The organism is Cupriavidus sp. 05L411, from assembly GCF_056398045.1.
This window is the reverse complement of the sequence record NZ_JBFTOQ010000093.1, coordinates 1-11,520: the sequence shown is the minus strand read 5'-3', so window position 1 is coordinate 11,520 and position 11,520 is coordinate 1. Positions and strand designations below refer to the sequence as shown.

At 63.9% G+C, this 11,520-nt stretch carries 9 protein-coding genes; 4 read left to right on the top strand and 5 right to left on the bottom strand.

Translation table 11 applies throughout. The features are described from left to right. Positions 1-117: 117 nt before the first annotated feature. Positions 118-1,452, bottom strand: coding sequence for a ShlB/FhaC/HecB family hemolysin secretion/activation protein (locus AC1DQR_RS39655; protein ID WP_477135070.1), 1,335 nt, complete (start codon positions 1,450-1,452; stop codon positions 118-120). Between the two features lie 746 nt (positions 1,453-2,198). Here AC1DQR_RS39655 and AC1DQR_RS39650 point away from each other — a divergent pair. The 4 genes from AC1DQR_RS39650 to AC1DQR_RS39635 all read left to right on the top strand — a co-directional run bounded on the left by AC1DQR_RS39650 (position 2,199) and on the right by AC1DQR_RS39635 (position 7,764). After that, entirely contained in the window at positions 2,199-2,495 is a 297-nt protein-coding gene (locus tag AC1DQR_RS39650; RefSeq protein WP_253928491.1) for a hypothetical protein, read from the top strand. A 203-nt stretch (positions 2,496-2,698) separates the two neighbouring features. Then, a complete protein-coding gene (locus AC1DQR_RS39645; protein ID WP_477135069.1) occupies positions 2,699-5,578 on the top strand; it encodes a M16 family metallopeptidase in 2,880 nt (959 codons plus the stop codon). Positions 5,579-5,725: 147 nt separating this feature from the next. Beyond that, entirely contained in the window at positions 5,726-6,109 is a 384-nt protein-coding gene (locus tag AC1DQR_RS39640) for a hypothetical protein (protein WP_006159736.1), read from the top strand. 344 nt (positions 6,110-6,453) lie between these two features. Continuing rightward, positions 6,454-7,764 carry an MFS family transporter gene (locus AC1DQR_RS39635; protein WP_477135068.1) on the top strand — a complete coding sequence of 437 codons (1,311 nt, stop codon included), beginning with the start codon at positions 6,454-6,456 and terminating at the stop codon, positions 7,762-7,764. 12 nt (positions 7,765-7,776) lie between these two features. Here the strand turns inward: AC1DQR_RS39635 and AC1DQR_RS39630 are convergent, their stop codons facing one another. From AC1DQR_RS39630 to AC1DQR_RS39615, 4 genes are all read right to left on the bottom strand, one after another. Beyond that, the gene (locus AC1DQR_RS39630; RefSeq protein ID WP_416051223.1) at positions 7,777-8,634 is read right to left on the bottom strand and encodes a M78 family metallopeptidase domain-containing protein; all 858 of its coding nucleotides are present in this window, start codon (positions 8,632-8,634) and stop codon (positions 7,777-7,779) included. Between the two features lie 148 nt (positions 8,635-8,782). After that, complete coding sequence (locus AC1DQR_RS39625) at positions 8,783-9,940, bottom strand: acyl-CoA dehydrogenase family protein (RefSeq protein WP_416051224.1); 1,158 nt, start codon at positions 9,938-9,940, stop codon at positions 8,783-8,785. A 160-nt stretch (positions 9,941-10,100) separates the two neighbouring features. Continuing rightward, positions 10,101-10,499: a lysozyme inhibitor LprI family protein gene (locus AC1DQR_RS39620; RefSeq protein WP_477135067.1), complete on the bottom strand. Its 399-nt coding sequence runs from the start codon at positions 10,497-10,499 to the stop codon at positions 10,101-10,103. A 150-nt stretch (positions 10,500-10,649) separates the two neighbouring features. Beyond that, on the bottom strand, positions 10,650-10,970 hold the full coding sequence (locus AC1DQR_RS39615) for an H-NS histone family protein (RefSeq protein WP_174426112.1): 321 nt from the start codon (positions 10,968-10,970) through the stop codon (positions 10,650-10,652). Between the last annotated feature and the right edge of the window lie 550 nt (positions 10,971-11,520).

The window sequence follows — 11,520 nt, the reverse complement described above, 5'->3', positions numbered from 1 at the left end:
CCGATGGGATATGGCGTGTGCACTTCGGCCCCATTGCCATAGGATTGATTGATGAACGCCAGGCGAAGCAGCACTACCTGACAATCAAAGTGTTACCCATGTGAGTGAACTCGTTTGTTACCCATGTGGTTGATTCGTACAATACGCGAGCGCGAGGTCGAACTGCGACTCGCCCAGGTAGTGCCGATGCAGCCAGCCGACTTCCGCAAAGGTCGTGCTGCGCTGCTGGTTGAGGATCTGCGTGTCCTCGATGTGCGCGTGACTCCAGCGGTGCCCAAGACGCCATTGCAGCGTGTTCTTCTGGAACTGGTCGCGTTGGAACAGGTACTGGGCCTTGAGCTCCGCGGCCTTGGAATCCCCGCTTGACTCGAAGACCTGGTTCACCCCGGCAATGCGCTGGTGATAGTTATATGTGCTGGCCGCAACGCCGAGCGTCCAGTTTCCCCACGGCGCAGCGTAGTAGGCGTTGGCGCCCCGGGTTCCCCGATCGCCCTGCGTGATATTGGCGTCGTGGCTGACGCCAATGTTGAACAGGTCATTCAGCCCGAGCGGGTTGTCAATGCCCAGCGATGCGTTGGCCTGCAGTTGCCCCGTGCCGGAGCTGCCGCTGTCGTCCAGGCCGAGGACGAGCCTCCAGGGCTTGGTGCGCTTGACCGAGATCACCACATCGGACTCACCGGGCATTTCCCCCGGCACGATCTGCATGTCGACGTCCTGGCTCGGCACGCGTTTCATCTGCTCCAGGCCCTGCTCAAGCTCGCGAATATTCAGGAGATCACCAGGCCGGGCCGCAAACGCGGACTGCCACGAACCGCGCAGGGCTTCGTCGGCAAAGCGGATCTGCCGGATGACACCGGGAATCAGTGCCAAACGTAGCGTGCCGCCGGACAGATCCTGCTGCGGCACGGCGACGCGCGTCGTGATGTAGCCGCGCGACAGGATCTGCGCACCCAGGCGGCGCACGATGATATTGATGCGCTCGCGGCCAACGCATTGATTGGCGTACTGATCCAGGTACGCCTGAGCAAAGCGAAATGCGTCCAGCGGGAGCGCGCTGGCGCCATGCCGCCGCACCGCTTCAGGGAGTTCTGCCGGCACGTCCAGCACGACCCTGTCGACAGTGAAGCAGGGGGCTTCCACCGGCAGCGAGGTGGACAGGGCAACGCTCGGCGCCTGCCCACCATCCAGGGAAACATTCGGCGCCTGCAGCTGCCGGGCGCGCTGCTCGGCCTGTTCGATATTGCGCTCGCGCTGCAGTTGCTGATTCTGGTCCTGCCGCGAGCGGCGCAATGCCTCGTCAACGTCCCGCGAACCCTGCGCCAACGCGCCACCCGCCATCAACAAGCCAACGGAAGCGGGAACAGCGCGGCGCAGAAACGGAGCAAGGCATAGATCCATGCAATCGGCTCGATCGTTGTCTTGGTTGGACGGAAATGCCGGCGAAGCCGGCATGCGCTCACCCCGCGCTAGCCATCAACGCGGAAGTCGCGGCGTATCACGATCCGTTGTGAGCGCGCCAATGCAAAAAGACGTTGCAAGGGATGGCGGCTTCGCGCAGCGATGCCGGATCTGGCCGTTTGCGATTTCGCCGTGGAGCGTTACGTTGCCGGCAACGGCTATCAAGTTGCGCAGCGTAGCAATGGAGGGCGACGATTGAAATCGGACAAGTACGAATTTCGACTAGGACTGGCGTTAAAAATTGTTACCGTCGAGTTGTGCGCAAATTCGCCACCGTTTGCGCGTAATTCCTCATCGAAATCAATGAGACAAATCTCAATCTGAGACGGATATTTCTTGAATGGTGTAGCGGGTGTGACTTTTTGTTGCAGGCTAGGCTAGGCTGCATGGCGCGACGCCATACTTCGCTCGTCGCTGCAACCACACCGGCCGGGTTTAGCGGCCCGGATGACAGAGGCGGACAACCGCCACCAGGCGGTTTTTGTCCGTCGCGCCTTCGCACGTCCCTATGGGCGGGCCTTGGCGGGGGAGCCTTCGGGCTCGCTGGTACCTTCTTACCGGTCTGCTAACCTCGCCATGCGCCCGCCCACCCCGATTAGCAGCGGGGAGCGGGGTCGAAATCGCTTAAGAAGGAGGCACCTCCATGCCCCAGTCTTCGCTCGCCCATTCCGGGCAAATCGCATCCCCCAAGCTCCCCGTCATCCACCAGCGCCTGCGCGCCTCCCACCGGAGGGCGCTCGATGTATAACTACCCGCGCTACAACATCACCGCCCAACGCACAGGCCGCGATACCTTCCTGACCGCGCATGCTCCATCCGAAAGCCCGCTAAGCCTTGCTGCCGAGAAGACCGCGCAGCTCAATGCGTTGTTGTCTGTCGCCGTCGAGAACGCGGCGGGCGGCACCTTCTGCAACCTTGGTGAAGAAACCCAGGCCCATCTGCTTTCGCTGGTGGCCGTGCTTGCGCACGAGACGCTGGTGTTGAGCGAACTGGCCGCCGCGATGGATGAGCCGAAAGGCGAGAGTGACGATGGATGATGCCAGCGCGCTGCCACAGCTTGAGGGGTGCGGAACATTCCCAAATTCACTGCACACCGGTTGAAAAACGCAGCAACATGCCGCTGTGGGCGCGGCAACAGCTAGAATCGGCCATCGGGCCAGCCTTACCGCTGCCTTGCCGCGCCCCGCGGAATCGCACAGATCTCCGCGACAAGGGAGCCAATCCAGACTTCGAATTCCGCATGCGTCTTATCATCAAGCGCCTTTCCTTGCTGCTAGCCCTGGCTTTCAGCGTATCCGCAAACGCCGCGCCGGGCGTGGCCCAGGCGCCGGCGCCTGCCGCTGCGAAGCTGCCGGGCGCGGCGCCGGCGGAAGTCGTCAGCGTGGAAGGCATTACCGAGTACCGGCTGCCCAACGGCCTGCGCGTGCTGCTTGCGCCCGATGCTGCGCAGCCCGTCACCACGGTCAACATGACCTACCTGGTCGGCAGCCGCCATGAGAACTATGGCGAGACTGGCATGGCGCACTTGCTCGAACACCTGCTGTTCAAGGGCACGCCGGCGCTGCCGGGCAACACCATTGCGCAGGAGCTCACGCGCCGTGGCATGCAGTTCAACGGCACCACCGCGTTCGACCGCACCAACTACTACGAGAGCTTCACCGCCAGCGAGGAAAACCTCGACTGGGCGTTGAAGATGGAAGCGGACCGCATGGTCAACAGCTTTATCGCCCGCGAGGCGCTCGACAGCGAGATGACGGTGGTGCGCAACGAGATGGAGCGCGCCGAGAACAATCCCGGTGGCATGCTGATGCAGCAGATGCGCTCGGCCGCCTACCGCTGGCACAACTACGGCAAGGCGCCGATCGGTGCGCGCAGCGACGTGGAGCACGTCGCCATCGGCAACCTGCAGGACTTCTACCACCGCTATTACCAGCCTGACAACGCGGTGCTGGTGGTGGCGGGCAAGTTCGATGTGGCCGCCACGCTCGCGCGCATCGGCAAGTACTTCGGCGCGATCCCCCGGCCCACGCGCGCGCTGCCGGTCCAGTACACCGTGGAGCCGCCGCAGGAGGGCGCGCGTGAGGTCACGCTGCGCCGCGTGGGCGACTCGCAACTGGTCGCGGTGCAATATCACATCGCGCCGGGCGCGCATCCGGATACGGTGGCCCTGCAACTGCTCGCCGATATCCTGACCGATGGCTCGGGCGGCCGCCTGTACAAGGCGCTGGTCGAGAGCGGCAAGGCCAGCTGGCAGTCTGGCTCGGTATCGGGCATGAAGGATCCCGGCTCGGTGCTGTTCGCCGCCGGGCTGAGCAAGATGCAGGATCTCGAAGCCGCGCGCCAGGTGCTGGTGGCGCAGGTTGAGGGCTTTGCCGCCCGGCCGGTGACGCAGGTGGAGCTGGACCGTGCCCGCACCCGCCTGCTCAACAGCTACGAGCGCCTGCTGGAGAATCCTTCCGGCTACGCCGTCGCCTTGTCCGAGGCCATCGCCAAGGGTGACTGGCGCCTGCTGCTGGTGGCACGCCAGCAAGCCGAGCGCGTCACGCTGGCGGACCTGCAGCGGGTCGCGCAGAACTATCTGCGCGCCAGCAACCGCACGCTCGGCCGCTTTATCCCCATCGACATGCCCGGCGATGCGCCGGCCGAGACGCTGGCCCGGGCCACCATGCCCGCCGCGCCGGACGTCGCCGCGCTGGTGGCGGCCTACCAGGGCAAGCCGCCCAAGGCCGCGGTGGCCGCCTTTGATCCCAGCCCGGACAATATCGAGGCGCACACGCTGCGCGGCAAGCTGGCCAACGGCATGCAGTTCGCGCTGCTGCCCAAGCCCAGCCGCGGCCAGACCGTCAACGGCACCCTGATCCTGCGCATGGGCGACGTCACCAGCCTGCAAGGCCAGGACGCGGCCGGCAGCCTCACGGCCGCCATGCTGATGCGCGGCGCCGCCCGCCTGGAGCGGCAGCAGATTGCCGACCGCCTGTCCGCGCTCAAGGCGGTGGTGTCGGTCCAGGGCGATGCCGAGGCGGTCACTGTGCGTTTTGAGGCGCGCCGCGAAACGCTGGCCGATACGCTCGCGCTGCTGCGCGACATCCTGCGCGAGCCGAGCCTGGCCGCCGCGGAGTTCGAGACCCTGCGCGCCAACGCCATCGCCGGCATCGAGAGCGGCCTGGGCCAGCCCGAGGCGATCGCGTCGAACGTGCTTGGCCGTCACGGCAATCCCTACCCATTGGGGGATCCGCGCTATGTCGGCACCCCGCAGGAGGACATCGCCGCACTGCGGCAAGTGCAACTAGCCGACCTGCGCGCCTTCCACACGCGCTTCTACGGCGCGAGCCACGGCCAGGTGGCGCTGGTCGGTGACTTCGACCGCGAGGCGGCGCAGGCGCAATTGACCACGCTGTTTGGCGACTGGCAGGCCCAGGCGCCCTATGCGCGCATCGAACGCCCCTTCGTGCCGCTGGCACCGGCGCACCTGACCCGCGAGACGCCGGACAAGGCCAATGCCATCTACCTGGCCGCACTGCCGGTCGCGCTGACCAGCGATGCACCGGAATATCCGGCCCTGGTGATCGCCAATCGCGTGTTCGGCGGAAGCGCGCTCAAGAGCCGGCTGGCGGATCGCCTGCGCCAACACGACGGCATCAGTTACAGTGTCGGCAGTTTCGTTCAGGTGGGTGCGCTCGACACCAACGGGCGCTTCGGCATGCAAGCGCTCTATGCGCCGCAGAACCTGGACAAGCTCAAGCGTGGCGTGGAAGAGGAACTGTCGCGGCTGGCAGCCGCCGGCATCACGCCGGAGGAGCTGGCACAAGCCAGGAGCGGCCTGCTGCAGCAAGGCACGCTGGCCCGCACCAGTGATTCCGCGTTGGCCGGCACGCTCGCCAGCCAGCTATTTCTGGGACGCACGATGCGCTTTGTCACGGAATACGAGCAAGGTATCGCCACGGCGACCGTCGAACAGGTCAACGCGGCCATCCGCAAGCACCTGGACCCGGCGCGGGTGGTGCATGTGTATGCGGGAGATTTTTCTGTCACGGCAGTGCAAGATGCCGGGGCGACGATAAAGACAATAAAGGCAATAAAGGCGGACGGGCCGGCAAACGAAGCCGTGGCCGTCCCCTAAAAGGCAATACTGGAGGAAAATAGTGGCAACGCAGGGCGGTGCGGGACACCGCTGGCGCAGTAGTCCAAACGGCTTGGGGGCAACCCCTTGCCGCAATGACGCGTTGACTGTATATTCGTACAGTATAAGACGATATAAGAGGTGTGGATGTCAATAGTGCGAGCTAGCAGCAAAGCAGAAGCGCTTCGGCTTCTCGCATCGAAAGATGTGCTGGCGCTTGAGCTGGACTATGAAACCGGATGGCAGGACGCCGTCGAACTTGGCCGGCTCGGAGAGAAACGCGGCATCAAAGTGCAATACCGCGGACAGGAAAGCATTGCTGTCCATTCGCGCGAGGCCCTGATCGAAGGGCTGGCTAAGACCAAGACCACCTTCAGGCAGCGCAATCTGTATTGCCAGTTCGATCTCGGCACGCTTGCCGACCATGAACTGCTCGATCTCGAAGCCAAGGCGACCCGACTGGGCGACTACATCCTGGCAGGCCATCTGCTAAGGGATGTGGACGGAGTCTGGCCGCAAGAAGCGCAATAACGCAGACAAAGCGCAGCAAGACCAAGCAAGACACAGCAAGACCCACTAATAGGCGTCATTCACGTCAAACGCAGCGGACCTGGCCAATTGCCTCGCCCCGCTGCCGCGACCCACGGCGCCAGCCCTGCCGCGCGATGCGGCCAGACGCGTTTTTCGGCCGGTGCCCCGCCGGTACGGACATCGTGCCGGCTCGCCAGCCATTCCCTTCCGCCCCCCCAAGTAGTGCAAGACAGGTCACCCGGCGCCGCCATCGCGGCGCAATCGCACTACACTGGAATTCTGCGTGCCGATCTCGCACCACGGCCTTTTAGCGTGGGCGACATGCCGAAAGGAAGAGACAAACCATGACAGACCTGTCCGCCCCCCTGCTCGATGCGCCGCCGAGCGCCGAGGAAAAGCGCAAGCGCATCTACGCGATCGTGGCCGCGTCTTCCGGCAATCTGGTCGAGTGGTTCGACTTTTACGTCTACGCGTTCTGCGCCATTTACTTCGCGGGATCCTTCTTCCCCAAATCCGATCCCACGGCGCAATTGCTGAACACCGCCGGCGTATTTGCCGCGGGCTTCCTGATGCGGCCGATTGGCGGGTGGCTGTTCGGGCGGATTGCCGACCGGCATGGCCGCAAGAACTCGCTGCTGATCTCAGTGACGATGATGTGCTGCGGCTCGCTGCTGATCGCCAGCCTGCCGACCTACAACAGCATTGGCGCCTGGGCGCCGGCGCTGCTGCTGGTCGCGCGGTTGCTGCAAGGGCTGTCCGTCGGCGGCGAATACGGCACCACCGCCACCTATATGAGCGAGGTGGCGCTCAAGGGCCAGCGGGGATTTTTTTCGTCGTTCCAGTATGTCACGCTGATCGGCGGCCAGTTGCTAGCGGTGCTCGTGGTGGTGGTGCTGCAGCAATTCCTCGACGAGGCTGAGCTCAAAGCATGGGGCTGGCGCATCCCGTTCGTGATCGGCGCCATCACGGCGGTGGTGGCGCTGTTCCTGCGCCGCACCCTGCATGAAACGACCTCCGCCGCCACCCGGGCGAGCAAGGAGGCCGGCACGCTGACGGAGCTGTTCCGCCATCACAAGGCGGCCTTCTTCACCGTGCTTGGCTACACCGCGGGCGGCTCGCTGATCTTTTATACCTTCACCACGTATATGCAGAAGTACCTGGTCAACTCCGCCGGCATGTCGATCAAGACAGCCAGCTACGTGATGACCGGCTGCCTGTTCTTCTACATGTGCATGCAGCCGTTCTTTGGCGCGCTGTCGGACCGCATCGGGCGGCGCACTAACATGCTGTTGTTCGGCGCGCTCGGCACGCTGGCCACGGTTCCGATCCTGACGGCGCTCGGGAGCGTGAAAAGCCCCTTTGTCGCCTTCGCGCTGATCTCCCTGGCGCTGGCCATCGTGAGCCTCTACACCTCCATCAGCGGCATCGTGAAGGCCGAGATGTTCCCGACCGAGATCCGGGCGCTGGGGGTGGGGCTAGCCTATGCCGTGGCCAACGCGATCTTCGGCGGCTCGGCCGAGTATGTCGCGCTGGACCTGAAATCGCTGGGCCACGAATCCAGCTTCTACTGGTACGTCACGGCGATGATGGTGATCGTGTTCCTGGTCAGCTTCCGGCTGCCGCGGCAGGCTAAGTACCTGCACCACGAGCACTGACGCGCCAACGCATCAGATGGGAAAGGCAGCGCGCTGGCGCGCGCCTGCCCGGCTTGCCACGTGCCTGGGGCCCACGGCCAGCTCAATGCCCACGCCATCGCCAAGCAGCAATGCCTGCGACACCGTGCGCACGCCCATGCCGCCACCGAGGTCATCGGCCCGCAGCCCGAAAGCCGTCTCGCTCGCCCACCTGCCCAGCGCAGCGCCATCGCGCTTGAGCGTCAGCACGGCCTTGTGCGAGGTATAGGACAGCCAGCGCCGCGCCACGTGATGCACCGGCAGGCAGAGGCGCTCGGCCAGCGCGTCCAGCACGTCAAGGTCCACCGCGCCGGGCAAGGCCAGGCGGCAGGCATTGAGCGGCATCAGCAGCCGGCTGGCAAAGGCATAGGCGAGCCCGCCGGCCGAGTCATCGTCCGGCATGGCCATCAGCTCGGCGTTAGTGCATTCCACGTAATCCAGCTCGCTGCCACCCAGAAGCTGCCGGCCTAGCAGGTACGCAATCATGAAGCGCACATCCGACGCTGCCAGGCTATCGCTGTAGAGAATGGTCCAGGCGCCCGTGCCCGTGCGATACAGCGCGCCATCGAAGCTTTGCAGGCGGGTTGGCTGGACCGAGGAAACCGGATCGTCGCGGCCCAGCGCGCCGGCGGCATCGAGCGCCAGGCGGATGCAGTCCAGCGGCGTGTAGGCGGGCCGCGCGGCGCAGGCCATCAGCGCTGCGATGATCGGGTAGCAAGGCGCGGTGCTATCCGGGCCCGCGTGGTCATTGCCGGGCACCGCTTGCGAGGGCGGCGCATCGAGCCGGCAAGGGGCACGCATGGACGGAAAACCGGCGTAGCTGGCGGGAACCTTGAGAGCGGCAATAGCCATCGGGGCAGCCTCCGTTGAGACAACAGGACATTGCGTTGCGCGTGTCCATTGGCCGGGCCGATGCACGCTGCCAACAAGTGGCACTAGTGCGGCACGGGCCCTCTCGCGGAGCCCGCCAGTCGTGCCGGCGGGCTTCCGCGCCCTCCGATCAGTCGCGCAGCAGCTGCTTGGCGATGATCAGTTGCTGGATCTGCGTGGTGCCTTCATACAGGCGCAGCAGGCGCACGTCGCGATAGAAGCGCTCTGCCTTGTACTCGGCGATATAACCGGCGCCGCCATGGATCTGCACAGCGCGGTCGGCCACGCGGCCCACCATCTCGGTGCAGAACATCTTGGTGCAGGAGGCCAGCATGCTGACTTCCGGATCGCTCTTGCCCGGGGTCTTGGCGTCGTAGCGCTGGGCGCAATCGCGCACCATCGACAAGCCGGCGTACAGCTCGGCCTGGCTATCGGCCAGCATGGCCTGGATCAGCTGGAAATCGCCGATCGGCTGGCCGAACTGCTTGCGCTCCTTGGCATAGGCCACGGCATCGGTAATCAGGCGGTGCGCCATGCCGCAGGCCAGCGCCGAGATATGCAGGCGGCCGCGGTCGAGCACCTTCATGGCCGTCTTGAAGCCAACGCCGGGCACGCCGCCGATGATGTTGGCCGCCGGCACGCGCACGTTTTCCAGCACCACGTCGCAGGTCTTGGTGCCGCGCTGGCCCATTTTCTTGTCCGGCTTGCCAAGCGAAATACCCGGGGTGTTGGCCGGCACGATGAACGAGGAGATGCCCGACGCGCCGGTGCCGCCGGTGCGCGCCATCAGGGTAAAAGCGCCCGCGCGCGGTGCGTTGGTGATGAAGCGCTTGGTGCCGTTGATCATGTAGTGGTCGCCGTCGAGCTCGGCCTTGGTCTGCAGCGAAGCCGCGTCGGAGCCGGCATTGGGCTCGGTCAGCGCGAACGAGATCACCAGTTCGCCGCTGGCGATCTTGGGCAGGTATTCCTGCTTTTGCGCCTCGGTGCCGTCCATCAGGATGCCCTGCGAGCCGATGCCGACATTGGTGCCAAAGACCGAGCGGAAGGCAAAGGCTGTGTGGCCAAGGTCGTACACCACGTCGCATTCCTGCGACATCGACAGGCCGATGCCACCGTAGTTCTCAGGGATGGAGATCCCGAACAGGCCCATCTCCTTCATGTCGGCAACGATGTCCGCCGGCACATCGTCGGTTTCCTCGAGCGTGTCTTCCGCCGGCTTCAGGCGTTCGTCGATGAAACGCTGCACCGACGCGCGCAGCAGCGAAAAGGATTCTGCATCCAGGCTCATGGGGATCTCCGGTCAAAGCAAGCAACGATGTGCCCAACATGGTACGCCGTCACCCGATTTTGACAATCCCACAGGTCTTGAACAGAATGGATAATTCCTTTTGACAATCAGGAGAAGGGCACAAAGAGGCATATTCTTTGTGCCGCTGGCCTCCTGCTGGCTAGCGCCCTGCCGCTTCGGCGGCGAAATCGCTAAGCTCCCGCGCCCGGTCCGCCGTCATCTGCATAAAACAGGCAGACGCGTTGACACCGGCGATCGTGCCACCATCGGGATCGGCCTGGAAGCTGCAATTGGCGTCCCGGAACTTCAGCCAAGCGCGCTGGGCGTCGAGCAATTTTGCTTTCCTGGCGGGAGGCAATGCCTGTTGAAGGCTTTTATAGGCGGCATTCAGTGATTTATCCTGCCGCGCCGTCTCCGCCGCGATGCAGTCGTGCATGCCGGCGGTAGTGACATCCGGACGATCCATGCAGGCCCCGTATTGCTTTGACAACAATTTTTCATCCGCCTGCGCGGCAAAAGACGCGCAAAGCAGCAACGCGGAAAGCAGCGCTTTTTTCATATCAGGTCTGGCAGGGGGGAATTTGATGAGGAGCGCCAATGGCTTACCGCAGTGCCCGCAAAGGGGAAGCGCGCGCCGGCGGGGCCGGCGCCACTGCGTCACTTCGTCACTTCGTCACTTCGTCACTTCGTCACTGAGACAGCAATGCGATCAGGCTTCGGCGATCAGGAAGCGGGCACGGTTCTTACCCAGCCAACCCGGTGCGCGGCCACGGCCGGTCCAGGTGGCGCCAGTCTTGGGATCGCGATACTTCGCGGGCAGGGTGGACTTGGGCTTGGCCGCGGCGCCATTCGCGCTGGCTGCCGGGCGGCCCCGGCGGCGCTTCGGGGCGATGTCGTCTGCCGTCAGCTCATATTCCGCCATCAGGCCCTGGATCTGCGCAATAACGCCCGCCACTTCGCTGGCACGCATCTCGGCCAGCTTTGCTTCGAGCGCTTCCTTCTCTGCAATCAGCTGCTTGTAAGTTGCCATTTTGATTCTCCTGGAGCGGTGTTAATTCAATGATAGGGGAAAATTTGCTGGCATAGCCTACCACGTTTGATTAAAGAAAATCCAATCGCGTAAGAAGTTGATACAACCGACCAAATTTGCACAAGAATAGAAAGCGCCGTGGACACGCCGAATGCGGGTGCGATTGGACGCCGGATCGCACGTGCGAAGCCTCCGCATTGCGGATCGCAATGCGAGTTCAGGTAATACCCTATATGCCGGATTTCTCTGCCATGCCATCGGCGCCATTGGATCCCCCCATTGGATCCCCTCATTGGCATGCGCCCTGACGGTGCATTCACCTGACAGCGCGATGACACAAATTGACAACATCCCGAAAGCTTCCTGAAAGGACATTGCCCCGCAGGCATGGAAGCGGCGTTGTTGCATAAATCGGACTTAAAAACACAGAGACTCCTGTGATCCGAAATTCAGACGATGTGGACGGACTTCGGGCGTGCAAGAGCCGCCATGCGGTTAAGCACGCCTACGCGGATCGCCACTTCTGTTGTTCTGTTGCTTGCGAGCCGAT